Raw genomic sequence first — 25,382 nt, 5'->3', positions numbered from 1 at the left:
GAAATCGAACAGTTCATGACTTCAGGCAGCACGGGCCCCTGCCGAGAGTTCAGCAGGGGCCCACGGTGCAGAAAGCTGCGGAGGGCCGGGACCTGTCCTCGATGAGCGGCATGCCGGCCGACATCAGCTACCGTCTGCTGCCGGTCTGACGGCCCGGCCTCACTTCAGATGCCGGGTGAAGAACTGGGCCGCGGCGTCCCCCGCGAACTGCGGGACGCCGGTGTGGCCGCCCATGTTGGCGTGCAGGGACTTCTCCTTGGAGCCGAAGGCGTCGAACAGGTCCAGGGCCGTCTGCCGGTCGTTCCCTTCGTCGTCCCACTGCAGCAGGACGTGCAGCGGAATGGTGACCTGGCGGGCCTCCTCGAACATGGCGCGAGGCACGAAGCTCCCGGCGAACAGAACGGCGGCCGAGATGCGCGGCTCGACCACCGCCAGGCGGATGCCGATGGAGATCACTCCCCCTGAGTAACCGACCGGTCCGCCGATCTCGGGCAGCGAAAGGAGGGCGTCCAGGGCGGCCTGCCATTCCGGGACCGCCTTCTCGACTAGCGGGAGGATGAGGGCGTCGACGATCTCGTCGCTGACCGGCTCGCCGGCCTCCATCGCCCGGCGCAGGTCGGCGCGGGCCTGCTCGGCGGCGGCCCATCGGGGGCGTTCACCGCTTCCGGGGAGCTCGATGGTGGCCGTGGCGAAGCCATCCGCCGCGGAGTGCCGGGCCCGAGCCACCAGCCGGGGGTACATCTTGCGCAGCCCGAGGGGAGGGTGGCCGAGCAGGATCAGCGGCACCGGTGCGGATGCGGATGCGGATGCGGATGGGGGCATCCACAGGATGCCGGGGATGTCACCGAGGGTGAATTCGCGTTCGAGGACGCCGTCGTCGAGGCGCTGCTCGGAAGTGAATTGCATGGTCGTGCCTTTCGGGAGTGCTCAGAGCGGCGCTCCCGGACGACCTATCTATCGTCCGACCGTGACCCCGGAGGGGAGCACCCATGTCGATACTGCGTTCACGGGTACCACCTCCTCGTTCTCTCGCACGGCCTCCGAAAATGTAGCAGTGGTGCCCTCGTCCGCCTAGCGGGTTTTTGCGGAGTCTCCGTGGCCGGATGTCACGGAGACTCTGCGCTTGGCGGTCGCCGGGGTGGCGATGCCGCCGGCGAGTTCGTCGAGCTTGCGGGCGACGGCGTCGCTGCCCCTGATGCCCTGGACGCCGGCTGCGGGCGACTGCGCCGCCGACTCGGCCACCTGGCGCCGGCAGCTGTGGACAGACGCCACGCCATCGGCGCCATCGCTCGCCCGGCTCGGTGGTGCCATCACCGGACGCATCGTTGCTGACCGGCGTCGCTGGTCACGTGCCTCGGAGGAACTCCGCCGTCTCCAGGTCCAGCCCGGCGGCCAGCTCGCCCATCCGCAGCTTCTGCTCCGCGCTCAGCCCCAGCACCTCGTCCTGGGCGACGCCCTCCAGCGCCGAGGCAGCGAACCCCTGCGCGACCGCCTCCAGCGCGCGACTCATCGCCTCGTTGGCCGTATCCAGATCGCCATCATCCGCGTCATGCAGGGCGATTCCGTATGCCTCCGCGGCCCGCCCGACCAGACGCTGGAACGCCTGGGCACGGTGCAGATCACCGGCGTTGTATCCCCGTGCGAGATCTGCCACGAGCTCGCGCCCCGCCGGACCGGTGTCACCGCTCACGACCAGAACAACGACACGGATCCCCACGACGTTCTGCTCCACCGGACGACCGACGGAACGGACAGGATCCGGGGCGCCCGCGCGCTGTCCCGGCCGGGAAGTGGTCAACGGATGAGGGCCTGCCGCCAAGGCATCTGGGGCGTGTCTGACGGGTCGGTAACGGGCCTGGACCGTAGAGGAGATTCAGTTGCCGGTATCTTCGGCGAGGGTGTGGGCGACAAGGGCGTTGGCGTGGCCGTGCCCCAGGCCGTGTGCGGTCTTGAGCCAGGTGACGAGCTCCATGTGCTTGGTCAGCGGGGAGGAGCGGATGAGGTCTTTCCACTCCGCGACCGGGCGGCCGTACTTCTTCTCGATGGAGGGGAAGTAGCTGGCAGGGCCTTTGACTGCGGCAGTCATGTCGGAGGTTCTGTCCTTCTGTCCGTGTGTGTACCGCGGCTGGGGAACTTCGTCAGCGGACGACGTCGAAGACGTTCTTCTGCAGGCCGTTGGCGTAGGCCTCGTGCTCGACGAGCTTCAGCTTCTGGGTGTCCTTGTCCGTGGCGCTGAACAGGCGCTTGCCCGCGCCGAGCAGGAGCGGGAAGACCAGCAGGTGGTAGCGGTCGATCAGACCGGCGTCCGAGAGGGCCCGGTTCAGCGAGGCGCTGCCGTGGACGATGATCGGGCCGCCCTCGGTCTCCTTCAGCGCGGCGACGTCGTCGAGCGAGCGCAGGATCGTGGTCTCGCCCCAGTTCGACACGAGGTCGTCCTCGGTGAGGGTGGTGGAGACGACGTACTTCGGCATCACCTTGTAGTCGGCGAAGTCCGCCATGTCGGGCCACACCGGGCTGAACGCCTCGTAGCTGGTGCGGCCCAGCAGCATGGCGGTGGCTTCCTTCTGCTCCCGGCCCTTGATCTCGAACGCCTCGGGCAGGAACTCCGTGTGCTTGAAGGTCCACCCGGAGTTCCGGTACCCGGGCTCGCCGCCAGGGGCCTCCACGACACCGTCGAGCGAGATGAACGCGGTGCTGATCAGGGTACGCATTTTCGGGTTCCTCGGTGTCTCGTGTCTGGGTGCAAGAAGGTTCAGCGGGTGCGTGCTTCGGTCGTACTCGTTGCCGCGCTCCAGCCGTGGTCTTTGACTGCCGGCCGCGGAGAAACTCATGGGTCGTCGACCGCCCGTCGGGGGGCCGGGGTGAAACGGCTAGTTGGCCCGTTCGTGACGGAGGAGGACCACCTGGGAGTCGAAGGTCCTGGCCTCGGTGAGCATCAGGTCGAACCGCTGGTGCGGGGTGGCGAAGACGGGCTTGCCGCCGCCGAGTACGACGGGGTGGACGAAGATCTGGTACTCGTCGATCAGCTGGTGCTCGGTGAGGTAGCCGGCCAGCGTGGAGCCGCCGAACAGCAGCAGGTGCGCGCCGCTGTCCTTGAGGGCGGTCAGCTCCTCGACCACGTTGGTGCTGATGACGCGGGTGTTCCAGTCCGCCTCGGTCAGCGTCGAGGAGACGACGACCTTGGACGCCTTGCGCCAGACAGGCGCGAAGGCGAGGTCGTGCTCGTGGGAGGAGAACTCCTCGGCGCGGGGCCAGAAGCCGGACATCATGTCCCACACCACGCGGCCGTACAGGAAGATGTCGGCGCTGTTGGTGAGGCTCTGCGAGTAGGCGGACAGTTCGCCGTCCATGCGGGGCCAGTCGAACTCCCCGTTCGGGCCCTCGATGAAGCCGTCCAGCGACTGGTGCACGAAGTGCGTGATCTTGCCCATGAGTATCGGGTCCCCTGGCGACAGATGTCCGGACGGCAGTTGACCGCCCCTTGTGTACGATGTCCACATTCGGAGGGTGCGGTGCTCCTCGCCCCCGAGTGATCATGCGAAAGCCTAGACGACTTAAGTGGATGCTGTCCACATTGGAGGCGGCGGCCATGGCGGCGACCGGGAACGGCAAGCCCAAGCGGGACACCTACCGCCACGGCGACCTGCGCAACGCACTCATCGACGCGGCCCTCGAACTCGCCCGCCAAGGCGGCCCGGAGGCCGTCGTGCTGCGCGCCGCCACCAGGCAGGCCGGAGTCGTCCCCAACGCCGCCTACCGGCACTTCGCCGACCGCGACGCCCTGCTCCACGCCGTCTCCCAGGCCGCCATGGCCCAGGTCGCCCGTACCATGGAGGCCGAACAGGCCGCCCTGCCGCCCGCCGAGGACCCAGTGGCCGCCGCCCGGGCCCGCTTCCGTGCCGTCGGCACTGGGTACCTCCGCTTCGCCCAGGAGGAACCCGGCCTGTTCCGCACCGCCTTCCACGTCCCCGGCGACATGACCCACGCCGCCGCCGACACCGCCGCGGGCATCACCGGCAAGACCCCCTTCGAGCTGCTCGGAGAAGCCCTCGACGGCCTTGTGGACACCGGGCTCCTGGCCGAGGACCGGCGCCCCGGAGCCGAGTTCCTCGCATGGTCGGCCGTCCACGGCCTCGCCGTCCTCCTCATCGACGGCCCCCTCCGCGGCCTCCACCCCACCCAGGCCCATGACGCCGGCCAGCATGTCATCGACATGATCGAACGCGGCATCTGACACCACCAGGGGCGGCAGAAACCCTCAACACCCTCGACCCGTCAGACAGGCTCTAGTACGGTCCGCCACACCGAGCCGGTCACCGTCGGCGACGCGCGACAGCACTCCGGCTCACCGGGAATGAGAGAGATGCGACAGGCGAGCACTTTCCCTGCCGCGAGCCAGGCACCGCACCGTGAGCCGGCAACCGGCCCGCAACAACCCGCCCAGGGACCACGGCCAGACCGGAGCACTCCGGCCCGGCACCCGGTCAGGCCACCGCATCGTCCCCATAACGCCACGGGTACCACCGGCCGGCGGTACCCGCCCCCGCCAACACCACCCAACCCGGGAGTGCCGGTCGCACTCGGCTATGCGGCGAAGCCGATGTTGGTGATGTACTCGCACTGGCCCCGCTGGCTGCCCAGGTCGGGCAGGACATCGGCGGTCCACGCGTCGTCGAGGCCTTGGTGGTCGCCGGCCGCCCAGGAGCCGACGATCTTGTCCCAGCGGCGCACGTTCATCGTCCGGACTCCACCACGCGCTGGAGCGGGCGCGGCGCGCCGGACTGGTTGAGGGAGTGGATCTCCACCCGGGTGCCGCACAGGCAACGACCTGTGCGGGTACCCCAAGCGGCGAACCGGGGAGCGGTCAGCGAGCACGCCGTGATGAGACCCGGCCCGTCCACGAATCCCGCGCCGTGGCTGCCCCCCCCCACGCTGTTTCAGCGGTTCGCGAAAGTCCAGGCCCCGTGTGTTGCAGCGTGATCCAATAGGGGATGACATCGTTCTGGACTGGCAAACGGGTACGCCTGCGCGGTATCGAGCCTGACGACTGGACGGCATTCATGCGTTTCGCCGAGGACGAGGAGCGGTTGGGAGACCTGCTGCACCCGCCCCGTTCTGCCGAGGGGTTCCGGGCCTGGGCAAAGGAGCAGGCTGTTGCCGGCTTCGATGGCGACCGCTTCCAGTTGGCGATCGAAGCCGTCAGTACGGGGCAGATAGTCGGTGCTGTCGGCTCGCATCACGCTGAGCTACATTCGGGCTGGTTCGAGTACGGCGTCACGATCGGCTCTGATCACCGGGGTGAAGGCTATGCGGCAGAGGCCGCTGTGCTGCTGCTGCGCTTCATGTTCGCCGAACGGCGCTATCACAAGTGCCAAGCACGGGTCTTCGCACACAACGATGCCTCGCTGGCACTTCAACGTCGGCTCGGTTTCATCGAGGAGGGTCACCTCCGCGATCACGTGTTCCTCGCCGGCCAGTACCACGATGTTGTCATGATGGGCCTGCTCGCTGACGAGTTCGCCCAACTGCACTCGATGGACGATGTCAAGGACCACCCCGCCCCCGCCGCGGCGAAGACGGCGCCCGCGCCCTCCGATGCCATCGGCCCCATGGCAGCCCTCCCGGCGTCCATCGACCGCGCCGACACCGACACCGGTATGGAAGCCACCGGCTCCGCTGGCTGAAAGATCCCGGCGAAGAAGATATCCGCGCGCAGCGGCGGACGGAGCGGGACGAGGAAAGAAGGCTGCGTCCCCGGCGAAACACCGGACCGGGTGAGCCCCACAGAAACCCGGGAGCCAGGAACCCCTCCAGCTCCTGGCAGACCCCGGATGACATGTCGGTCGAGCCTCAGTTGTCACACCTGCTGTGTACGGTCGTGTCATCCGTCGAGGAGGGGGTACCGGGGTGGCATTCAGGATCGACTTGACGCTCGACTGCGCGGACCCTACTCGGCTCGCGGAGTTCTGGAAGCTGGCGCTGGGATACGTGGACGAGCCTCCGCCGGCTCCGTTCGCCACCAGGGAGGAGTGGCTTCAGCAGTTCGACCTCTCCGAGGACGATGCGGAGGACGGCGCCTGGCTCTGCGACCCGGCCGGTGCAGGCCCTCGGCTGTTTCTTCAGCAGGTGCGAGAGCCGAAGGTGGCGAAGAACCGGCTCCACCTGGACGTCCGTGTTACCGGCCAGGACAGCGCAGGCGATCGATGGGCCGTGATCACCAGGACAGTCGGGCGGCTGGCAGCGGCCGGAGCCACCGTGCTGCGGGAAGTCCAGGATCACCATGTCGTCATGGCCGATCCCGAGGGTCACGAGTTCTGCGTCTGCTGAGCTCGTCCTTCACCTGCATCAGGGTCGCCGGACAGAGAAACGGCCTCCGTCTGATCATGTGCTCCGACCAAGGAATACACGTGATCACGACGAAGGCCGTTTCCCTGCGAACCCCGAGGTGAGTGACCTAGTTCGAGGAGTATTTCGACTCATCGATAGCCTTCGTCTTCATGACGCGCGCTTGGATCTTGCCGATGCTGTTTGTGCTCTGCGGCTCAGTCGTTGCGACTGGGCTGATCTTCAGCGGGACCCCTGGCGCAGCCGCAGCACTCCTGCTGGTGTTTGTGCTGCTCGCAGGCGTGAACTCGCCTCTTATTTTCCCGAGGTCGATCGGTGCGCTGGAGGCACACCGCCGCAACGCGGTCGACGGCCGGCCGGTCGTCTTCTGGCGGCCGGGCTGCAAGTACTGCCTCCGACTGCGCATCCGGTTGGGCCGTGGCGCCCGCGAAGTGCATTGGGTCGACATCTGGCGTGACCCGGCTGGAGCGGCAGTGGTGAGGGCAGCCAACGATGGCAATGAGACCGTGCCGACTGTCGTCGTGGCGGGTCAGCCGCATGTCAACCCTGATTCTGAATGGGTGCGCGAACAACTTTCTCGCTCCGCGTGATGGGAGCGGTGCCTTATCGGAGAGACGTCCGCAAGAGCTGCAGCACCCACCGACTCTGCCCTGAGGTGAACTCGGCCCACCGCTCGCCTAAGACGCTTCCCAGAGTTCCCAGTCGACCTGTCAGCGGCGGGACGTCACTTTCATCCATGTCACCGTCGGCAGCTCGCGCGCCCACGAGTGGGAGAAACGCTTGGCGTCGAAAACCAGGGCGTGGGCGCCGTGGTGCAGGAGTTGGGCAGTGAGGGTGTGCAGGATGGTCGTGCTGCCGCCGCCGCTCCCGGTGCAGACGAGGCTGCACGCGGCGGCACCCAGGTCGAAGCGACCGGCTGCCCGTCCGTCCCAAGGCCGATCAGCGCCGCCGATTCGGGCAGCGCCTCCAGCTGCTCGCGGATGCCGGGGTCGGTCAGGCTAAGAGCTCCGGGAGCTCGGTCGTCGTGGGCGTGGGCGTCATGGTGCGGTGTTCCTTCCGGTGGTGGGTTCTTGGTGAACCGAGGCGTTCTCCAGGGCGGGGTCATCGTGGTGGCTGAACCGGACAGGGCCCGGTTCGCGGTCTTCGGCGGCAGGGCCCGGGGGCCGTCAGTTCAGGTCGGTGGTGCCGAAGGCGGCGCGGAGCCGGTTGCGTGCCCAGCGTTTGAGGTCACCGACGCGGTAGAGGAACTCGGCGCCGCGCTTGTCGACGTGGGCCGGGAAGGTCGGATCGTTCTGGCGGCCCGGCGCAGGGCTTTGAGACTGGCGGTTGCCGGCAGGTGCCGCTCGAACGCCTCGCGAAGTCCCACCGCCCGGCCGTCGTCGACCGAGGCCGGGTTCGCCCACGACGTCGCCGCGGCGGTGGTGCCGACCGGGCCGGCGGCCGGCGGTGTGCTGTTCCAGGCGTCGGTGAAGAAATCGCCGGCGACGCCCGCCTCTTCCTCGGCTTCGCCTCGGGCGACCCGGGCGGCTGCCGCTCCAACCTCTTGTGCAAGGACGTGCTGGTCCAGCAGGCACCCCGCCGGGCGGCGGCCGTGGAGCGGCGCAGACGGTGCACCGATGCGTGGTCACCTGCGCTGAGGTGTCCTTACTACCTTCCTTCGGGTGATTGACGCCGATTGTCGCTATGAGGTGATTTACCGCCGCTATGGTGATCCGGTCGGGGAGGGGTCCGGCCGGTGCGGGGGTGGGGATGGAGCTGGAGTACTGGCTTGAGCGGGGCGCCGTGGCGTTCCGGGAGTGGGCGCGGACGTACGGGGAGTTCGCGGGCCATCCCGCGACGGCGGTGGACGAGGCGGCGTTCGAGGTGGCCTTCGAGGAGCTGACCGCTCGGCTGCGCGGCAGCTACCCCTTCTTCCATCCCTGCTACGCCGGGCAGATGCTCAAGCCGCCGCATCCGGTCGCGGTCGCCGGTTACGTGGCCGCCATGCTGGTCAACTCCAACAACCATGCCCTGGACGGGGGTCCGGCGACCTCCGCCATGGAGGAGGAGGTGGTCGGGCAGCTGGCGGCCATGGCCGGGTTCGCCGATCACCTCGGGCACCTGACCAGCAGCGGTACGCAGGCGAACCTCGAGGCGTTGTTCGTCGCCCGCGAGAGCCGGCCCGGTGCGGGCGTGGCCGTCAGCAGCGACGCCCACTACACGCACACCCGGATGTGTCACCTTCTGGGCATCCCCGTGCAGACGGTGCCGGTGGACGACCGAGGGCGCATGGACGTGAGCGAGCTGGAGCGGCTGCTGTGCGCCGGGGACGTCGGGACGGTCGTGGCCACCACGGGGACGACGGCGTTCGGCGCCGTCGACCCGCTGCACCGCATCGTTCCGCTGGCGCGCCGGTACGGGGTGCGCGTCCACGCCGACGCCGCTTACGGCGGGTTCTTCAGGCTGCTCGCCGACGGTGAAGCGCAGTTGCTGGCCCCGGAGACCGGCGATGCCCTGCGGGCGGTGGCCCGGTGCGACTCGGTGGCGATCGATCCGCACAAGCACGGCCTGCAGCCGTACGGTTGCGGGGCGGTGCTGTTCCGGGATCCTGAGGTCGCCCGGTTCTTCCGGCACGACTCGCCCTACACCTACTACACGTCCCGCCGGCCGCACCTGGGGGAGATCAGCCTCGAGTGCTCCCGCTCGGGGGCCGCGGCCGCCGCTCTGTGGCTGACGCTCAGGCTGCTGCCGCTCACCCGCGAGGGGCTCGGAGGAGTGCTCGCCGCCGGGCGGCGCGCCGCCCTCCGCTGGGCCGAACTGATCGGCGCCAGCCCGTACCTGGAGGTGTACCAGCCGCCCCAGCTCGACATCGTGACGTACTATCCGGCGTCCGCGGCGGACGCGCCGTCCCGGCTGTCGCTCATCGCTGCCAGGAGCAGTGAGGTGATGCGCCGGGGGATGAACACCAAGGAGGAACCCGTTTTCCTCAGTGTCGCCCGGGTCCCCGCCGCAGAGTTCACCGCGCGGCGCGCGGATGCCGTAGCGGACAGCGACCACACCCGGGTCCTGCGCAGCGTGCTGATGAAGCCGGAGAGCGAGCCGTATCTGGAGCATCTGCACCACCGGGTGGAGAAGCTGGCCAAGGCGGCGTGCGCCGACCTGCGGGGGGACGGCCGATGAGCCTGGAGCGGGATGGCGTGGTTCCGCCGTGGACGACGTCGCCGGCGCCGCTGGCCCTGGCCGCCGACTCACGCGTCCCGTCTCTCGTCGTCGGTGCGGCGACCGCCGACTACGAGCGCTATTTCCGCATCGTGCGCGGCGCGCCGGACCTGGTCTCCTGGACGCGCGACGTGCTGCGGCTCCAGAGCGCCGTCCTCGCCGACCTTCCGGCGACCGGCCTGGACGCTCCCCAGCGCGCCGACGTCCTGACCGGCCTGCTGCACGCCTCCCACGTCACCCTGACCGCGTGGCTGCGGACGCGTTCGCTGCCGGACGAGCCCCCGGCCGGGGCCACGGCCGGGGCCACGGCGGCGGGCGCGGCGGCGGGCGCGGGTACGCCCACCGGTGGCCCGGTCGGTGACGACCACGGCGATGCACTGCGCCGCTGGAAGCTGGGGCACCAGCTCTTCCACCTCCTGCTGGCCGCCATGAACAGTGTTCTGGACGACACCCTCACCCAGGTGCGCGGAGCGCACTGGGCATCGGTCTGCCGCGACTTGGAGCGGCTGCGGGCGCTCTACGACGCGGCCACCGCCGCCATGGCCTACGCCTCGGACTTCCCCGCGTCCGTCTACCGGGACGACGTACGGCCCACGATGGAACCGCCGTTCCTGGCCCCGGGGTTCTCCGGGGTCCTCAACCGGGAGCACCAGGTGATGGCGGAGCGGATGCGCGCGCTGAGGGACGCGCTCGGGGAGCTGCCGCGCACGGTACCCGTCGCCGCGCTGCGCCGCGCGGAAGCACTGCTCCGGGCGGCGCAGCGGCGCAATCGCAGGGCGCACGCGGCGATCTGTGAGCGCTGCGTCCCCGGTGGCGCCTCGCTCCTGCAGCAGCACAGGGCCGGCACCGGGGAGCGGCCGTGGGAGAGCTGACCGGGCACACGAGCGGTGTCGCCGGCGCCGTGGGAGACATCGAGGGCATCGACGCGGGCACCGGCCTGCGGCTGCTGGCCGAGCTGGTCGACGAGGCCGTATGGCTCGATCACTGCCCGTTCCTGAGCGCGTCGTTTGGGCCGGGACCTGCCTGGCTGCGGCATGAACCGGTGTCCGCCTGGCAACCGCTGCCGCAACCCCCGCCCGGTCACCGGCCGCCTCCGCCCGGCCCTGGTCGCGTCTGCGTGTCCTTCGCCCCCGAGCACGGGGACAACGCCCGCACCTGGGCCCGGACGCACGGTTACCGGTTGCTCGCCCCGGACCCCGCCGTCACAGCCCGGGCGGCCGACAAGATCAGCGTCACCGGGTTGTTCGCCGAGGCCGGCGTCCCCGTACCGCCCTTCCTGGTGATCCCCGCCATGGACCGCGAGCCGGCCGAGGCCTACTGGGACGGCCGGTGGTCCCGGGCGGTCGCCCAGCGCAGGGAGAACAACCTCATCGGTCGCGGCACGGTGCCCGTCGCCGGGCTGCCGGGACTGCGAGCCCGTCTGGAGGCGTGGCCGGACGAACCCGTGAAGCTCAGCCGGTTCGCCCCGGGTATCTCCTTGACCGTCAGCGCGTGCGCGGGCCCGGACCGGACCGTCGTCTCGGCGGTCTCCCACCAGTTGGTCGGGCTGCCGGAGACGGCTGCCTCCTGGGGCGCACACTGCGGCAACCAGCTGGTCGGCCCGGACGATCTGCCCGCCGGGCTGTATGCGCAGGCGCGCTCGGCCGCGCATCGCGTCGGTGACGTCCTGCGGGCGCGCGGCTTTCGCGGCGTCTTCGGCCTGGACCTCGTGGAGGAGAACGGCCGGCTGCTGGCCGTCGAGGTCAACCCGCGCTTCCAGACGGTGGTCTCCCTCGTCCAGGCGGTCGAACGGGCGGCTGGGCTGCTGCCCTGCCTGGGGCTGCACATCCTGTCCTTCCTCCTGCCCGCCCTGCCCCCTTCGGTGGCCAGGCCCTTCCCGCCGGGGCCACGCCCCAGCCAGCTCGTCGTGCACGCCGGCTCCGGCAACACCATGCACCGCCTGCCCGCCACCGGGCGCTATCGCCGGGACGGTGAGAAGGCGGCCGGGCCGCTGCCCGGGCCGCCCGACGTCAGGGAGCTGGCCGCCGACGAGGCACTGTGGTGGCCCATCGCCCGCCCCGGGCCTGTCGCCACGGGCCAGGAGCTCGCCCTCGTCCAGTTCCCCGGGCCGGTCGCCGACCTGGAACCGCGCCCGCGACCACGGCCCGGCGCCCTGGCCTGGGTCGCCTTCTTCCGCCGGCAGACCGTGGGGGGCCCGCCCCCACTACGGCTGGACGAACAGCTGATGCGCGAGGCCGGCCGCCACGCCGTCGAGCTCGTCATCGAGCGGATGACCGCGCCCGATCCCCGGCCACCCCTGCGCGTCCCCTCGGCCGGCGCCCTGCGTGCCGTCCTGGACGAGCCTCTCCCCGAGCACGGCACGCACGACCTGCCCGGTCTCCTCGACCACGTGACCCGGCAGGCCCTCACCCAGGCGACCCGCCTCGACCACCCCCGCTGCTTCGCCTTCGTACCGTCCACCGGCAACTTCCCGGCCGTCCTCGCCGACGCCCTCGCCTCCGCCCACCTGTCCGTGCCCGGGGCCTGGCTCGTGGGAGCGGGACCCACCCAGCTCGAACTGACCACCCTCGGCTGGCTGAAGGCCTTCCTCGGCCTCCCGGACGGCCACGGCGGCCTGTTCGTCAGCGGCGGATCCACGGCGAACCTCACCTGCCTGGCCGCCGCCCGCGACCACCACCTCGACGGACGGCTGCACAACGCCCGTCTTTACTGCTCCTCCCAGGCCCACCCCTCCGTCGCCCAGGCGGTCCACCTGCTGGGACTCACCCGCGGACAACTCACCGTCCTGCCCGTCGACGACCGGCTGCGCCTGGACGCCGACGCCGTGGCCGACCGCGTCCGCCGCGACCGGCACGCGGGACTACGGCCCTTCGCCGCCGTCGCCACCCTCGGCACGACCGGCACGGGGACCGTCGACCCGCTCGACGACCTCGCGGACCTGTGCGAGGCCGAGGGCCTGTGGTTGCACATCGACGGCGCCCACGGCGCGGCCGCCGCCGGCACCCCCCGTGGGCACCACCTACAAGGCGCCCTCGGCCGGGCCGACTCCCTCACCATCGACCCGCACAAATGGCTCTTCCAGCCCTACGAGATCGGCTGTGCGCTGCTGCGACGACCGGAACTGCTCCCCGCCACCTTCGGCATGGCGCGCCACGCCCTGGACGACGGCTACCTCAGGCCGGCCCACGCGCCACATCCCGCCGGTGCCACGGACGGGGAGGTCAACCTCTCCGACTACGGACCTCAGCAGAGCCGCGGCCTGCGCGCGCTGAAACTCTGGCTGTCCCTGAAGACCTTCGGCGCCCAGGCGTTCCGGCAGGCCATCGAGCACGGCATGGACCTGGCCGAGTACGCCGCCGCTCTCATCGACGCCCACCCGGACCTGAGGCTGGTCACACCGCCCAGCCTCGCCGTCCTGACCTTCCGTTACCACCCCCGCGACACGCCTGTGGGCTGGGATACCGATGCCGCTGCCGATGCCGTCCAGAGCCGCATCAGCCGGAGGGTGTGTGCGGACGGCCAGGCGATACTCCTCACCACCACCGTGCGCGGCGCCACCGTGCTGCGCATGTGCACCATCAACCCGCTCAGCACCCGGGCCGATGTGGCGCACGTCCTGGACCTGGCTGCTCGGTACGGCCGGGAGGATGTGCGGGCGTCAGACAATCAGCAGCGTTGACGGTCCGGTGATCCGCTCCACACCGCCCTTCGACGCGCACTCCAGCGGGTTCAGCACGGTCTGAAGACCCGGCGAGGTCACCGTCCGGCCCTTGAACCTGCCCTCCACCACCCGGCCCACCACCAGGACGACCGCCTGGCCGGCGACCTGCTGGACGGTGCCCAAGTGGTACACGACCTTCGTCTTCTCCCCGGTGTTCCACGTGATGCGCTCAACGGTGGTCGCGTCGGAGAAGAAACAGCCGTTGCGTCCGCCGCCGCTGATCGAGGACCTCCCCCACTTCACCGCCGGGTCCGTGGACAGACAGCTGTAGGAACCGCTTCCGCCGATCCGGGTGTGCTGCGCGGTCAGCGACAGGCCGGGCGAGAACGAGATGGTGTTGCTTCCCGTGCAACTCACGGCGGCGCGAGACGGGTGCGCCGATGCCGACGCTCCGGGCACGGCGGTCCCCAGCACGGCCAGCGTGACCGACGCTGTAACAGCCGTGAAACGGCGGATCCTTGAAGGCTTCTTCCAGCCCATGGTCGCCCACCCTCTCCTTCTGCGTCCCCGTGCACCAACGGCACCATCCTCCCGGCTCGGGAACCTGTGCGTCCGGGCGCATCGCAGAATCCGGAGGCCAATCGCAGCACGACGTTCACGGGAGGCGCGGGATGCCATCGACGCGCCCCGGGCCGGCACCGTGGAACGGCGTGACACCGCCATCGGCTGGTCGCTGAACCGGTCGCGCACGTCGTGCCGGCGTAGAAGCCCTGTCGCGCCGCTACGGTGCCTTCGGAGGCGGCTGCGAGGTGGCCGATTGCGGTCATCCGCCGGGCTGTCGCGGCGGCGCGGGCGTTCACCGTGTCAGGGACCAAAGGGCAAGAGAACGCCCGGACAAACGCCGCCCGGTCCGCCGGCGCCATCCGCACTACCACCGGGGCGGTTTCCGGACCGAGCCGCCCGACCGCGGCGTCCGGAGCGTCGCCGATGAGCCTGCACCCGGCCGTCTCTGTACAGTCCGAATACCCGAACGCCACCCGCAGGAGACGGTAGCGCGGTGCCGCGTCGGCAAGGACCTCGCTCACAATCTGAAGAGGGCCCGGATCCCATATGGGATCCGGGCCCTCTTCAGGCAGTAGCGGGGACAGGATTTGAACCTGCGACCTCTGGGTTATGAGCCCAGCGAGCTACCGAGCTGCTCCACCCCGCGTCGGTGATCCCTACCGTACGCCATCACAGCTGGTGCCGGAGACCACTTTCCGCTCGGGAGTGAGGTGGTTGTGACGGCGGCCAGGCCGATGCGGCGGAGGGTGGAGAGGAGGGCGCCGGTCGGAACGGAACCGCCGGGCGGTCATGTGCGAGGCCAGGGCGGATCCCTCTCCGTCATCTTCATCGGGTCAGCCAGGGGGTTCGGGCCGCGCGAGGAAGCGGGTGAGTTTCTCGGCGGCGCCGCGCGGCAGTTCGGCGACCGCCGCCTCCGGCAGAGCCGTGATCACGGCGCGCAGCCGCGCGGCGAGGTCCGGCAGCACGGCCCAGGCTGAAGCCGGGGCTTCGACGGCCGCGTGCAGCAGGTCCCCCTCGTAGAAGTACGCCTCCAGCAGCGGCTCATCGAGCAGCAAGCGCACCGCGAGCGGCAGGACGTACGGCAGGGCCACTCGCTGAGAGATGAGCGTGCGCAGATCCTCCGGGCGGAGTTCGTTCAGTGGCACGCACCGCAACTCATGCACCGTGCGGACCAGGCGGGTCTCGTCGGCGGCCGGAGTCGTCCAGGGGGGTGGGTCCAGCTGGTCGAGTGTGCGGTCGAGGTGTAGCAGGCGTTCCATGGGTTTCATTCTCGGGGGTCGGCGGCGTCCGCTGCGGCCGGCTGCCGCCGTGCACCGTCCGGAAGGAAGACTTTCCGACCGGTGTCAGGTCGGGGCCATGCCTGCGAAGGTTCCTATGCGGCGAAGCCGATGTTGGTGACGTACTCGTACTGGCCCCACTGCGAGCCCAGGTCCGGGAGCACGTCGGTGGTCCACGCGTCGTCCAGGCCCTGGTGGTCGCCGGCCGCCCAGGAGTCGACGATCTTGTCCCAGCGGCGGACGTTCATCGTCCGGTACTCCACGACGCGTTGGAGGGGGCGCGGCACCTGGGACTGGTTGAGGGGGTGGATCTCCACCCGGGTCCCGCCGCCCGCGTTGAGGCGTCCCAGGAGGTGGCGGGCGACGTTCTGGCGGCGCACTGCCCGGTAGGCGGCGTCGATGCGTTCGAGGTTGGTCTTCGACGGGCGGCGTTTGCCCTCCAGCCACGCCTTCAGCGTGCGGTCGGTGACCGTCAGCCCGGCCTGTTTGGCGGCCTGGCGGCTCTTGCCCGACTTCGTCAGGTAGTGCAGGCGTGCCATCAGGCCGCGTTTGGCGGTCACCGGGGTGGCGATGCCGCCGGCGAGTTCGTCGAGCTTGCGGGCGACGGCGTCGCTGCCCTTGATGCCGCGGGCGCCGAACTTCCCGAAGTCGAGATTCTTCTCCGGCATTACTCCTCCTCCCCTGCTGCCCCGGTGTGCTCGGTGCCGGCGGTGTAGGTGTCCTTGACCTTGACCTCGGTAACGCCGCGGCCTTCGGGGAAGACACGGCGCCAGTCACCGGTGACGTGGAGCTCGTCGGTGCCCATCGCACGCACGACCGCCAAGCCCTCGTCGTGGGCCTTGAGGGCCTTCAGCCACAGGTTCGCAAACGCCTGGGAGCGGATGATGTGCATCCAGTCAGGGCGGTACAGCTCCCGGTTGTAGTTCGACTCCCCCATGGTGGAGACGAACTTGGAGTACATCGCCTTGACGTATTCCAGGGTGACCTCGTCGCCCTGCTCGATCGCCACGTCGCGGGCGTCCTTGAGGACGGTGCGGAACTTCTCCAGGAGATTTTCCGTGGCGCCGGAGGTGTAGGACTCGTGGATCTCCGGCGGCTCGCACAACCCGTACTTCGGGCCCGACACGCGCAGCAGGAGGCGCAGGGTGGGCTCGGTGACCCACAGGGGGCCGGGTTCGTCCCGGTGGCCGATCGGGTTGGGCAGTACCGCTTCGTGGTCCCAGGCGGGTGGGGTGATGAGGTGGACGCCGGCGCGGCGGCGGTCGTGGGCGAGGCCGGCGGAGTGCTCGAGTTGTCCGAGCGGGAGGTGGGTTTTGAGGGCGGAGAGGTAGGCGCCGTTGATGTCGAGGGCGGTCACCTCGTGGAGGCCGGGCGGGAGCTCGGATCGGGTCCATTTGGGGCGGGCTTCCCAGATCTGGTCGGCGCCGCGGGAGGTCTGCTTCTTGAGGATGTCGGGGATCCAGGGGTGGGCGACGATGTCGTAGCGGGCGCCCTTGCGGGTCTCGTCCAGCAGCCGCATCGCGTCCGGGATCGCCCGCTTCAGCAGCGTTGCCGTCGCGGCCTCGACGTCGCCCTGGTGCTCGGCGAGGGCGGCCCGCACCGCTTGGCCGATCAGATCGGCCGGGCCGGACGGCTCCTGGAACGCCCGCCGGGCCGGACCCTGGGAACGCCCGGAGGGCCGCGACGTGCTCGTCGCCGGCTTGCCGGCCTGAGGAGCCTCGGGCGGTCCGGGCGTAGCGGGTGGCGCGGCGGCGGTGGTGGTCTGGCAGTCGGCCGGGTGAAGGTGCTGGGCGAACCCCGCCACGCGGTGCCTGGCCGGGCGGCCGCAGAGCACACACGGCTCGGGCACGGCGAGGACCTCGACCTCGTCCCCACCCTCCTCCCCGGGCTCCGGCGAGGGGCCGTCAGCTGTCGGGCCGCCGGCCGGCGGAGCGGTCGGTTCGGCAGCGGGGGCCGGCTGTGGTTCGGTTTCGGCGGCGAACTTGGCGGCCAATCCGTCCAGGAGGTAGGCGTACTTGGTCCGGGTCTCGCCGGAGGGGTCCCGGCTGCTCTCCCACGCGGCGACCGTGCTCGGGCTCACCCCGAGCGCCCGGGCCACCTGTGCCTTGGACAATTGGGCCCGCTCGCGCAGCTCCCGCCGCCTCTCCGGGGCCGGGAGTTCGGCTTCCGGGCCGACGGCCGCGAGCAGCGAGTCGATCGCGTCGAAGTCACTCACCGGCCCGCGCCCTCTCCGCGTTGGTGTTACGGCGCCGGGCGGCGGGCAGCGTCTCGCAGGCCCGGGTCGGCCCTGCCAGCAGGTCCAGCGCAGTGAGGCCGTAGTGCTCGGCCAGGACATCGGCGTCGCGCAGGGTCCACGAAGTGGCCCCGGACTGCCGGCGCGAGACCTGCGTTTGCGTCAGGCCCAGCACCGCGGCGATCACCCGCTGCGAGTCGCCCGTCGCCTGCATCAACGCCGCCACCGTCAGCCGGAGCGACTCCTCCAGACTCAGTCCCATGGCTCCCATGATATCCGAAATCGATGCGGTACACGCATGAGAATTCACTTTGGCGCATCAATCATGCGAGTACGGCTCGCTTTGGCGACTAGCGGCCGGCTCCTGCCGTCGCCGCCGCGACGCGGCCCGGGCGCTGACACCGGCGGGCAGATCCCCGGCCTCACTCGGACGGCCGAGCGGTTTGGCGCCAGGACGCATGGGGTCAGAGGGGCTGGAGCCGGGTGGGCAGGAGGCAGAATTGGTTGCCTTCAGGGTCGGCCAGGCGGTGCCGGCTCTCGGTGCCGGTCCGGCCGACGTCGATGGGCCTGGCGCCGAGAGCGAGCAGCCGCTCCAGCTCGGCGTCCTGGTCGCGGTCGGTGGCGTTGACGTCGATGTGCAGGGGGAGCTTCCCGGTCCGCGGGTCGCTACTGGGGCTGAGGACGAGGGTGGGCCGCGGGCCGCCGAAGCCGGCGTCGGGCGGCCCTATCCCGATGCTTCCGTCGTCCTCCCGGCCGAGTTCTACGTAGCCGAGGGCCTTGCTCCAGAATGCGGCGAGCCGGTCGGGGTCGGTGCAGTCGATGACCAGTTCACTGATGCGGCATGCCATGCCGTCAGTGCAGGGAGACAAGCCGGAGTCGATCGTCGGCCGCATGCTGGGCGCCTGCGTCCCCGGCCCGCGGGCCGGGGACGTCGCGCAGTGGGTTCCGGTACGGTCCCCGGCGGCGGGGGTCCACCGGGAACCGGGCCGGAGCCCACTGCGCACGCACCGGCCGTGACGGCACCGGGAGTTCGGCGAGGAAACGGCGTTCGCCATCAGGCTGACCGGGAAGGACGCACCCCCTGCCGGTCAGCCGGTCTGGTGCCCGCCGGCCGCGTCCCGCAGCACCTTGCCGGAGCGAGCCGAACCAGGCCCGCTCCTGCCCCGGGTGCGTCATGACGGAGACCAGGGAGCGCTCAAAGAACTGCTTGGCCGGTCTCTTGTATTTCCTCCCGCGCCTGGCGCGTGCCCGCTTCCTCGGATCGGAGGTTCGCGCCAGGGTGGGGCAGTCGCCTGTCGATCGCCCAGACGGCCAGCGCGCAGGCCGCGAATCCGGCCCCGAGGAGACTGGATCCCACCCAGCCGTGGACGGTGAAGATGGCGGTGGTCGCGGCTGCGCCGAGGGCGGAGCCGAGCGAGTAGAAGACCATGTAGCAGCCGATGACGCTGCTGATGCGATCGGGATGCGCGGTGGTGAGCAGGTGCTGGTTGCTCACATGCACGGCCTGGACCGCGAAGTCGAGAGCCACGATTCCGATGATGGGGAGCCACAGTGTCCACGGCAGCTGCCCGATCACCGCCCAGGAGAGGATGAGCAGGACGAGCGCGAGACCGGTGACCGGGGTCGTCCGTCCTGCGTCCGCCCACCGTCCCGCGCGTGCCGCGCCGAGTGCGCCGGCTAGTCCGACGATGCCGAACAGTCCGATCTGGCTCTCGCTCAGGTGCCACGGCGCGTCCGCCAGCGGCAGGGACAGTCCGCTCCACAGGGTTCCGAACGATGCGAACAAGAAGAACGCGATGAGCCCGCGCGTCAGGAAGAGGCGCTGCCTGAACAGTCCGCCGAGTGAGACGACGGCCTGCCCGTACCCCGTGGTTCGGCTGGGGCGCTCCCCCGAGGGCAGTACGGCCAGGACGAGGGCCGCGAGAGCGAGTGAGAGCACCGCGAGCACGGCATAGACGCTGCGCCAGCCCCATACCTCGGCGAGCGTGCCGGTGACGACCCGCGCGCCCAGGATGCCGACCACGACGCCGGAGGTCACGACACCGATGTTCCGTCCGCGTTCGGCAGGCGGCGAGACCGACGCGGCGTAGGCCACCGTGGTCTGCACCACGACCGCGAACACCCCGGCCGCCGCGAGCCCCGCGAACGCCACCCATGCGGCTGACGCCGAGGCCGTCAGGATCATGCCCACCGCGGTGATCGCCAGGTGCACGGCGATGAGCCGGCGCCTGTCGACCACGTCGCCGAGCGGCACCAGCAGCACCAGTCCTAACAGGTAGCCGAACTGGCCGGTCGCGACGATCCACCCGGTGAGTTCTGCCGGCACACCGAGGTCGCGTCCCATCGGTGCCAGGACCGGTTGCGCGGCATAGATGCTCGCCACAGCGACACCACACACCACCGCGAGCAGCAACCGCCGCCACACGTTCATCCCACTCCCCAATGAGTAGCAGATTGCAACCGTTTTAACGGTACGGCATGATGGTTTCAATCCGCAACTCATTGGGAGGTGTCATGTCGCGCACCACCACGCGCGCCCCGAACCCCGGCCGGACCGACGCCGACTGGACCGACCCCGAGTGCCCCGTCGCCCGCACGATCGACCTCGTCGGCGACAGGTGGAGCCTTCTCCTCATCCGCGACGCGATGGACGGGGCACGATCGTTCACCGAGTTCCAGCGACGCACCGGCATCGCCCGCAACATCCTCACCGGCCGCCTCCGCAAGCTCACCGCTCACGGGCTCCTCGCCCAGCGCACCGCGCCGTCGGGCCGCCGCCAGGAATACGTGCTCACCGACGCCGGCCGCGACCTCTTCCCCGTCATCCTCACCCTGCGGCAGTGGGGAGAACGCCACGCCTTCGCCCCCGGCGAGACCCACTCCACCCTTGTCGACCAGCACGGCAACCCTGTGCCGGACATCGCGCCGACCGGCGCCGACGGCACCCTCCTGGACACCGATACCACCCACGTGCAGAAGACGCGGTAGAAAGCAGACCCCCGCCGCCCACGCGCCCCTCGGAGGAGGCCACTACGTGGTGCCGGTGGCGTGCGCCCGGCAGGGACTGTGGTCCGCCACACCCGGCCGGGCCGCTCGACGCGCTGCCGGCCCTGCGCGTCAGTCCTTGCGGGTCAGTTCGGCGCGCAGCAGGTCCAGGCCCATCGGCCCCAGGCCCAGGGCGTGGTGGTGGAACCGCTTGAGGTCGAACGCGGCGCCGTCGCGGCGGCGGGCCTCCTCCCGCGCCTCCAGCCACACCTTCTCCCCCAACTTGTAGGCGATGGCCTGCCCGGGGCGCCCCAGATACCGGTCGATCTCGAACTCGACGAACCGGCGCGACCCGGCCGCCGCGCCGCGCGGCCTGAAGGCTCTCGCGCAGGCCCGCCAGCGTTCCCGGGACGGCCCGCAGCCGTGCCAGCAACGCGTCCCACGCGGCCTCGCCGCCCTGTTCGAGCAGCCCCACCGCGTGCCGCACCCGCTGGACGGGCCCGTCGAGGGTGTCCAGCAGCGTGCCGTAGGCGTCGGCTTCGGCCAGTGCCACCTCCGTGGCGAGCCGCTCACGCAGCACCGCCGCCGCGACCCGCTCCGGCTCCCCCGCGACCGGCGTGGCCTCGACCACCTTCAGCGTGCGACGTGCCAGCTCCGCCCGCGCCCGCGCCGCCTGCGGGCCGAAGTCGGTCAGCCGCTCCTCCTGCCCGGCGATGCCCATCACCGCGGCCAGGCACGGATCCAGCACGGCCAGCTCGTCCACGTACCGGTCCGCGAGATCGTTCAGGGCGGTCATCGGCTCACCGACGGGACCCGGGCGGCGGTCCTGGACCCGGCCAGCCGCTTGCCGTACAGGCCGATGACCAGACCGGCGACGACCAGGGCTCCGGCCACCCGCTTGAGCGGCGGCAGCGACTCGTCGAAGATCAGCACCGAGCCCGCCACGCCGAAGACCGGAACGAGCAGGGAGAGCGGCGCGACGGTCGATACCGGGTACTCGCGGAGCAGCCAGTTCCACACGACGTACCCCAGCACGGTGTTCGGGTATGCCTGGAAGAGGAGGGACAGGATGGCCGTCCACCCGATCTGGTGGGGCAACTCGGCGTAGCCCTTGGTGCCGTTGACGACCAGGTCCAGCAGAAGCGGCCGCAGGTGGCGTGGCGGAAGGACACCGCGGGCAGCGCGCAGAGCGCGAACCTGATCCCGGCCAGGATGAGCGGGGCGACGCTTGAGCCCGATCCGGAATCAGCGGCGCGGAAACCGTACCGTCAGGCCGTTCGCCCCAGGGGGGTGACCAGGACCAGGGGGATCTCCCGGGTCGTCGCGGTGCGGTAGGCCGCGTACGAGGGCATCGCGGCCACCACCGCCGGCCACAGGCGTGCCGACTCGGCTGCCGTGGCCGGCCGGGCCGTCGCGGTGAAGGTGGCCGCGCCGACCTGGAGGGTGACCTCCGGGGTGGCCAACAGGTTCAGGTACCAGGCCGGGTGGCGGTCCGCGCCCGCGTTGGACGCCGTCAGGACGTACGCGTCCCCGTCCCGGACGTACGCCAGTGCCGTGCGGCGCAGCAGGCCGGACTTGCGGCCGCGGGTGGTCAGGAGCAGGTCGGCCATCCCGGGGCGGGGGTGGCCGCCGGTCTCCTCGAAGCGGCGGATGTGGTCGGCGATCCAGGGGGTCGGGTTGTCGTGGATCGTGCCGGTCATGCGGCGGATACCCCGGTGTGCGTCCGGTGCAGGGTCGGGGCCTCGGCCTCGTCCAGCAGTGCGCGGGCGAAGTCGGCGGGGGTGATCCGGCTGTCGGCGGTGGCGGGGGCGAGCGCGTACCCGCCCGTGGGCTCGCCCTCATGGTCGAAGTCCCCCGCCGGGCTCAGTACCACCCAGTCCAGCGCCTCGGGCGCGGCCGCGCGCAGCGCCTCGGTGCCGGCGCCGTGGCCGATGTAGAACTCCCGCCACTCCTGGGGGTACCCGGGGGTGTCCATCAGCAAGTTCCCGGACGCGGTGGGCAGTACGGACGCCAGCCCGACCGATACCAGCCGCTTCACCCCGGCCGCCGGGAGCCCTTCCGCGAGGGCGCGGGCGACGGCGGGGAAGAACTCGCCCGGGAGCGCCCCGGGGTCGTACACGGCGACGATCGCCGCGTCGTGCCCGGCCGCGAGCCGCGCCACGGCCGCCGGGTCCGTCACCTCACCGTCGGGCCGCCCGGCCGCCGTGACCTCGTGGCCCCGCCGCCGGGCCTCCGCCACGGCCGCCCGGCCGGCCCGGCCGCCCGCCCCGAACACGATGATCCTGCTGCTCTTCGTTTCCATGATCGGGAGCGTAGGCCGGGGGCTGGTTTCCGATCGGATACCGGCCTACGGTGTAGGTCATGACGAAGCCGCAGGCCGGACGGGCCCCACTCGATCCCGAGATGTTCGATCCCGTCTGCCCGTCCCCCCTGGTGCCGTTCCGCGTGGGCGACAAGTGGGCGACGCTGATCCTGCGCTGCCTGCAGGACGGCCCGCGCCGGTTCTCGGAGCTCAAGGTCCCCCTGCGCGGCATCACGGCCAAGTCGCTGACCCAGTCACTGCGCGGACTGGAACGGGACGGCTTCGTCGTACGGGAGGAGCACGAGGAGCGTCGCGTCGAATACGCCCTGACCCCGCTCGGCCGTGGCCTGCTGGGCCCGTTGGACACGGCCTGCGAATGGACGCGGGAGCACTGGGACGAGCTGATCGACGCGCAGGAGGCGAGCGTTTCGGGCCGCTGATCATGGGCGGCCCGTGCCCGCGTCCCAGTGGGCGTAGCGCGGCGGGCGCTGTATCGGCCCGGGCCGGGCGTGGTCGGCCTGCTCGGCCGGCGGCCAGAGGTTCCAGCGCTCGGCGCCCCGACGCCAGCGATGCGGCGCCGTGTCCTATGCGGTGGCGGGACCGTCGAGGAAGCGAAGCAGCACGGCGGCCTCCGTGCGGAGCCGCGCGGCTCGGTCGGCGTGCGCGGGCGCGGTCAACTGCGCTGCGGCCTCCAGTCGCTCGGCGGCCTCGGCGCGCACGACATCCGCCACACCGCGCTCGCTCAGCTCACGCCGCACGGCTTCGGTGACGCCGACGCCAAACGGCGAGTGTTCAAGGGCCGGGCCGCGGACATCGGCTTCGTCCACGGGCACCGCCTCGGCGTTGTCCAGCGCGGCAAGCGTTGCGCGCAGGGCGCTCACCGTGGCCTTGTCACGGGCGCGCATCGCTTCCGGCAGTGCTTGGCGCATACGAAGACGTACCGACATGCCGGTGACCTTATGGTGGCGCCCCTGGACTCACAACGCGATATGCGTGCAGTACGCGTCCTTCCGGGTGGTGATCGCGTGGCGGGCCGCGAGTGCGAAGTGGGGTCACCGTCCCGCGCAGGTGAGTCCGGCCGGCCCGTGGGGCTCAGCCGCCCTCGCCGGGTGGTGTGCCGCAGCTCGGGCCGCCCGGACCGTCGAACTGCACGGAGCTGAAGTAGTCCTGGTAGGCAGGGAAGAAGTTGCCTTTGCCGGTCGGGCCGGATGAGGTCACGGCTGTGCAGCCGGAGTAGTTCGCATCGGACCAGAGGTGGATGGTCGAGGGTGTCCGGTTCCAGTCCGACTTGGCCCGGTCGTTCATGCCGAGTGCCGCGAGGTCCGGGGTGTTCCCTCTGAGCTTGATCATGTCGCCGCTGCCGTCGAGGCCCGAGAACAGGCAGTAGTAGCCGTCGGGGCACCGGTCGTACCCGTCGGCCGCGTGTGCCGTGGAGAGCGGCATCACAGCGGCGGTCGTGGCGGCCACCGCCACGAGCAGTGCGGAGAGCTTCTTCCTCATGTGATGCTCCTTGGCCGATATGCCGTGAACACGTGTGAACTCCTTGAACGCAACATTGACGTGCTCCCCGCCCTAAAGGGCGGGGATTCCTGCCACGGTCGTCTGACCGTCTCGGTGGCTTCCTGCTTCACCGCGCTGTGCCGGGGCTTTCGTCCTGGTCTTACCGGCGCTCCACGAGGCGTTTAGCCTGTCCGCCCGTCCGGCGGCCAGGGTGTTCTTGGCGGCGTTGTGGTCGCGGTCGTGGACGGTCCCGCACTCGTTGCAGGTCCATTCCCGGACGTGCAGGGGCTTGGGGCCGTCCTTGACGCCGCAGGCCGAGCAGACCTGAGAGGTCGGCTCGAAGCGTCCGATCTTGCCGAAGTACCGGCCGTGTTTGGCGGCCTTGTATTCCAGCATGTTGACGAACGCCGACCATCCGGCGTCGTGTACGGACTTGGCGAGGCGGGTGCGTCCGAGACCGGATACCGCGAGGTGTTCCACGTACACCGCTTGGCTGTCGCGGATGATCTTCGTGGATTCCTTGTGGTGCCAGTCCCGGCGCCGGTCGGCCACTTTGGCGTGCTGCCGGGCGACCTTGATGCGGGCCTTGGCTCGGTTGTTGCTGCCCTTGGCCTTGCGGGACAGGTCTCGCTGCAACCGCTTGAGCTTCTTCTCCGCCCGCCGCAGGAAGCGGGGGGCGGCGATCTTGCGGCCGTCGGAGAGGACCGCGAACGCGGACAAGCCGAGGTCGATCCCGGTTTCGGTGTCCGTCTCGGCCAGGATCTCGGGATCGGTGTCGATCACGAAGGAGAGGAAGTACCGGCCGGAGGAGTCCTTGACCACGGTCAGGGATGTCGGCGCGGCCGGGAGCGGCCGGGACCACTTCACCTTGAGGTTGCCGATCTTGGCCACGTACACCGTGCCGTTGCTCTGGAGGGAGAAAGCGTTGGTGTTGAGCCGGATCGACTGCCGGGTGTCCTTCTTCGACTTGTACCGGGGCGCAGCGACCTTCGGCCCCTTGCGCTTGCCCTTGATGGAGTCGAAGAAGTTCTTGTAGGCAGTATCCAGGTCCCTCAGGGCCTGTTGCAGCACCACGGCCGACACGTCGGCCAGCCAGGCCCGCTCCTCGGTCCGCTTGGCCTGCGTGATGCGGAGTCTGGACAGATCGGCCGACTTCACATACGGCAGGCCGGCTGCGTGCGCTTCCTTCCGGTCGCGCAGACAGTCATTCCACACCACGCGGGCACACCCGAACGCCTGAGCCAGCGCACGGCACTGCGGGGCGTCCGGGTAGACCCGGTACTGGTATCGAAGCCGCATCTCTTGACCATACTACGA

General features: G+C 70.6%; 29 protein-coding genes, 1 tRNA gene and 2 pseudogenes. 9 read left to right on the top strand and 23 right to left on the bottom strand.

The window, feature by feature from the left end; genetic code table 11:
* Positions 1-159: 159 nt before the first annotated feature.
* The 6 genes from J7E86_RS23785 to J7E86_RS23760 all read right to left on the bottom strand — a co-directional run bounded on the left by J7E86_RS23785 (position 160) and on the right by J7E86_RS23760 (position 3,431).
* Entirely contained in the window at positions 160-906 is a 747-nt protein-coding gene (locus J7E86_RS23785) for an alpha/beta hydrolase (RefSeq protein WP_215084004.1), read from the bottom strand.
* 165 nt (positions 907-1,071) lie between these two features.
* A complete protein-coding gene (locus J7E86_RS31325) occupies positions 1,072-1,272 on the bottom strand; it encodes a hypothetical protein (protein WP_251019572.1) in 201 nt (66 codons plus the stop codon).
* A gap of 73 nt (positions 1,273-1,345) precedes the next feature.
* Entirely contained in the window at positions 1,346-1,717 is a 372-nt protein-coding gene (locus J7E86_RS23775) for a hypothetical protein (RefSeq protein ID WP_215084002.1), read from the bottom strand.
* Positions 1,718-1,873: 156 nt separating this feature from the next.
* Positions 1,874-2,086, bottom strand: coding sequence for a DUF4287 domain-containing protein (locus J7E86_RS23770; RefSeq protein ID WP_215084000.1), 213 nt, complete (start codon positions 2,084-2,086; stop codon positions 1,874-1,876).
* Positions 2,087-2,138: 52 nt separating this feature from the next.
* Positions 2,139-2,711, bottom strand: coding sequence for a dihydrofolate reductase family protein (locus J7E86_RS23765; protein ID WP_215083998.1), 573 nt, complete (start codon positions 2,709-2,711; stop codon positions 2,139-2,141).
* A gap of 159 nt (positions 2,712-2,870) precedes the next feature.
* Positions 2,871-3,431 (bottom strand): dihydrofolate reductase family protein, encoded by a 561-nt coding sequence (locus tag J7E86_RS23760; protein ID WP_215083996.1) that lies wholly within the window; start codon positions 3,429-3,431, stop codon positions 2,871-2,873.
* 131 nt (positions 3,432-3,562) lie between these two features.
* Here J7E86_RS23760 and J7E86_RS23755 point away from each other — a divergent pair, with 131 nt between their 5' ends.
* Positions 3,563-4,234, top strand: a complete 672-nt coding sequence (locus tag J7E86_RS23755) for a TetR/AcrR family transcriptional regulator (protein ID WP_251019571.1) — start codon at positions 3,563-3,565, stop codon at positions 4,232-4,234.
* A gap of 350 nt (positions 4,235-4,584) precedes the next feature.
* On the opposite strand, the pseudogene J7E86_RS23750 reads toward J7E86_RS23755, so the two are convergent.
* A pseudogene (locus tag J7E86_RS23750) lies at positions 4,585-4,835 on the bottom strand (transcriptional regulator); the annotation flags it as partial.
* Positions 4,836-4,991: 156 nt separating this feature from the next.
* On the opposite strand from J7E86_RS23750, the gene J7E86_RS23745 reads away from it, so the two are divergent.
* The 6 genes from J7E86_RS23745 (at position 4,992) to J7E86_RS23720 (ending at position 13,222) form a co-directional block, all read left to right on the top strand.
* Entirely contained in the window at positions 4,992-5,684 is a 693-nt protein-coding gene (locus tag J7E86_RS23745) for a GNAT family N-acetyltransferase (RefSeq protein ID WP_215083994.1), read from the top strand.
* A gap of 223 nt (positions 5,685-5,907) precedes the next feature.
* On the top strand, positions 5,908-6,327 hold the full coding sequence (locus J7E86_RS23740; protein WP_215083992.1) for a VOC family protein: 420 nt from the start codon (positions 5,908-5,910) through the stop codon (positions 6,325-6,327).
* 170 nt (positions 6,328-6,497) lie between these two features.
* Positions 6,498-6,935, top strand: coding sequence for a glutaredoxin domain-containing protein (locus J7E86_RS23735; protein WP_215083990.1), 438 nt, complete (start codon positions 6,498-6,500; stop codon positions 6,933-6,935).
* 1,159 nt (positions 6,936-8,094) lie between these two features.
* Positions 8,095-9,504, top strand: a complete 1,410-nt coding sequence (locus J7E86_RS23730; protein WP_215083989.1) for an aminotransferase class I/II-fold pyridoxal phosphate-dependent enzyme — start codon at positions 8,095-8,097, stop codon at positions 9,502-9,504.
* Entirely contained in the window at positions 9,501-10,415 is a 915-nt protein-coding gene (locus J7E86_RS23725) for a hypothetical protein (RefSeq protein ID WP_215083987.1), read from the top strand. The genes J7E86_RS23730 and J7E86_RS23725 overlap by 4 nt, the downstream gene beginning before the upstream one ends.
* The gene (locus tag J7E86_RS23720) at positions 10,403-13,222 is read left to right on the top strand and encodes a pyridoxal-dependent decarboxylase (RefSeq protein ID WP_215083985.1); all 2,820 of its coding nucleotides are present in this window, start codon (positions 10,403-10,405) and stop codon (positions 13,220-13,222) included. Before J7E86_RS23725 ends, J7E86_RS23720 begins: the two co-directional genes overlap by 13 nt.
* Here the strand turns inward: J7E86_RS23720 and J7E86_RS23715 are convergent.
* The 8 genes from J7E86_RS23715 to J7E86_RS23680 all read right to left on the bottom strand — a co-directional run bounded on the left by J7E86_RS23715 (position 13,202) and on the right by J7E86_RS23680 (position 19,709).
* Positions 13,202-13,621: a hypothetical protein gene (locus tag J7E86_RS23715; RefSeq protein WP_215083983.1), complete on the bottom strand. Its 420-nt coding sequence runs from the start codon at positions 13,619-13,621 to the stop codon at positions 13,202-13,204. The two genes, J7E86_RS23720 and J7E86_RS23715, sit on opposite strands and share 21 nt — an antisense overlap.
* Positions 13,622-14,340: 719 nt before the next feature.
* Positions 14,341-14,414, bottom strand: a tRNA-Met gene (locus J7E86_RS23710).
* Positions 14,415-14,601: 187 nt separating this feature from the next.
* Positions 14,602-15,027, bottom strand: coding sequence for a contact-dependent growth inhibition system immunity protein (locus tag J7E86_RS23705; protein WP_215083982.1), 426 nt, complete (start codon positions 15,025-15,027; stop codon positions 14,602-14,604).
* Between the two features lie 113 nt (positions 15,028-15,140).
* On the bottom strand, positions 15,141-15,713 hold the full coding sequence (locus J7E86_RS23700) for a transcriptional regulator (protein WP_215083981.1): 573 nt from the start codon (positions 15,711-15,713) through the stop codon (positions 15,141-15,143).
* The gene (locus J7E86_RS23695; RefSeq protein ID WP_215083980.1) at positions 15,713-17,260 is read right to left on the bottom strand and encodes a helix-turn-helix transcriptional regulator; all 1,548 of its coding nucleotides are present in this window, start codon (positions 17,258-17,260) and stop codon (positions 15,713-15,715) included. Before J7E86_RS23695 ends, J7E86_RS23700 begins: the two co-directional genes overlap by 1 nt.
* Positions 17,253-17,540 carry a helix-turn-helix domain-containing protein gene (locus tag J7E86_RS23690; RefSeq protein ID WP_215083979.1) on the bottom strand — a complete coding sequence of 96 codons (288 nt, stop codon included), beginning with the start codon at positions 17,538-17,540 and terminating at the stop codon, positions 17,253-17,255. Before J7E86_RS23690 ends, J7E86_RS23695 begins: the two co-directional genes overlap by 8 nt.
* A gap of 202 nt (positions 17,541-17,742) precedes the next feature.
* Positions 17,743-18,126, bottom strand: coding sequence for a VOC family protein (locus J7E86_RS23685; protein ID WP_215083978.1), 384 nt, complete (start codon positions 18,124-18,126; stop codon positions 17,743-17,745).
* Between the two features lie 347 nt (positions 18,127-18,473).
* Positions 18,474-19,709: an MFS transporter gene (locus J7E86_RS23680; RefSeq protein ID WP_215083977.1), complete on the bottom strand. Its 1,236-nt coding sequence runs from the start codon at positions 19,707-19,709 to the stop codon at positions 18,474-18,476.
* 83 nt (positions 19,710-19,792) lie between these two features.
* On the opposite strand from J7E86_RS23680, the gene J7E86_RS23675 reads away from it, so the two are divergent.
* The gene (locus J7E86_RS23675) at positions 19,793-20,266 is read left to right on the top strand and encodes a helix-turn-helix domain-containing protein (protein WP_215083976.1); all 474 of its coding nucleotides are present in this window, start codon (positions 19,793-19,795) and stop codon (positions 20,264-20,266) included.
* A 129-nt stretch (positions 20,267-20,395) separates the two neighbouring features.
* On the opposite strand, the gene J7E86_RS23670 is transcribed toward J7E86_RS23675, so the two are convergent.
* From J7E86_RS23670 to J7E86_RS23650, 5 genes and pseudogenes are all read right to left on the bottom strand, one after another.
* Positions 20,396-20,557 carry a DUF885 family protein gene (locus J7E86_RS23670; protein WP_308312705.1) on the bottom strand — a complete coding sequence of 54 codons (162 nt, stop codon included), beginning with the start codon at positions 20,555-20,557 and terminating at the stop codon, positions 20,396-20,398.
* A gap of 120 nt (positions 20,558-20,677) precedes the next feature.
* Positions 20,678-20,984: pseudogene (locus J7E86_RS31320) on the bottom strand (DUF885 family protein); the annotation flags it as partial.
* Between the two features lie 71 nt (positions 20,985-21,055).
* Complete coding sequence (locus J7E86_RS23660) at positions 21,056-21,361, bottom strand: EamA family transporter (protein WP_215083975.1); 306 nt, start codon at positions 21,359-21,361, stop codon at positions 21,056-21,058.
* 170 nt (positions 21,362-21,531) lie between these two features.
* On the bottom strand, positions 21,532-21,963 hold the full coding sequence (locus J7E86_RS23655) for a nitroreductase/quinone reductase family protein (RefSeq protein ID WP_215083973.1): 432 nt from the start codon (positions 21,961-21,963) through the stop codon (positions 21,532-21,534).
* On the bottom strand, positions 21,960-22,565 hold the full coding sequence (locus tag J7E86_RS23650; RefSeq protein WP_215083971.1) for an NAD(P)-dependent oxidoreductase: 606 nt from the start codon (positions 22,563-22,565) through the stop codon (positions 21,960-21,962). Before J7E86_RS23650 ends, J7E86_RS23655 begins: the two co-directional genes overlap by 4 nt.
* Before the next feature lie 59 nt (positions 22,566-22,624).
* On the opposite strand from J7E86_RS23650, the gene J7E86_RS23645 reads away from it, so the two are divergent.
* Positions 22,625-23,005: a helix-turn-helix domain-containing protein gene (locus tag J7E86_RS23645; protein WP_215083969.1), complete on the top strand. Its 381-nt coding sequence runs from the start codon at positions 22,625-22,627 to the stop codon at positions 23,003-23,005.
* A gap of 144 nt (positions 23,006-23,149) precedes the next feature.
* On the opposite strand, the gene J7E86_RS23640 is transcribed toward J7E86_RS23645, so the two are convergent.
* From J7E86_RS23640 to J7E86_RS23630, 3 genes are all read right to left on the bottom strand, one after another.
* Positions 23,150-23,470 carry a hypothetical protein gene (locus J7E86_RS23640; protein ID WP_215084015.1) on the bottom strand — a complete coding sequence of 107 codons (321 nt, stop codon included), beginning with the start codon at positions 23,468-23,470 and terminating at the stop codon, positions 23,150-23,152.
* Positions 23,471-23,657: 187 nt separating this feature from the next.
* Positions 23,658-24,065 (bottom strand): peptidase inhibitor family I36 protein, encoded by a 408-nt coding sequence (locus J7E86_RS23635; RefSeq protein WP_215083967.1) that lies wholly within the window; start codon positions 24,063-24,065, stop codon positions 23,658-23,660.
* Between the two features lie 72 nt (positions 24,066-24,137).
* Positions 24,138-25,364, bottom strand: coding sequence for an RNA-guided endonuclease TnpB family protein (locus tag J7E86_RS23630; RefSeq protein WP_215083966.1), 1,227 nt, complete (start codon positions 25,362-25,364; stop codon positions 24,138-24,140).
* Positions 25,365-25,382 lie beyond the last annotated feature (18 nt).

It is taken from the genome of Streptomyces sp. ISL-11, assembly GCF_018614525.1.
Lineage (GTDB): Bacteria > Actinomycetota > Actinomycetes > Streptomycetales > Streptomycetaceae > Streptomyces.
This window is presented reverse-complemented; position numbering and strand designations above follow the sequence as displayed.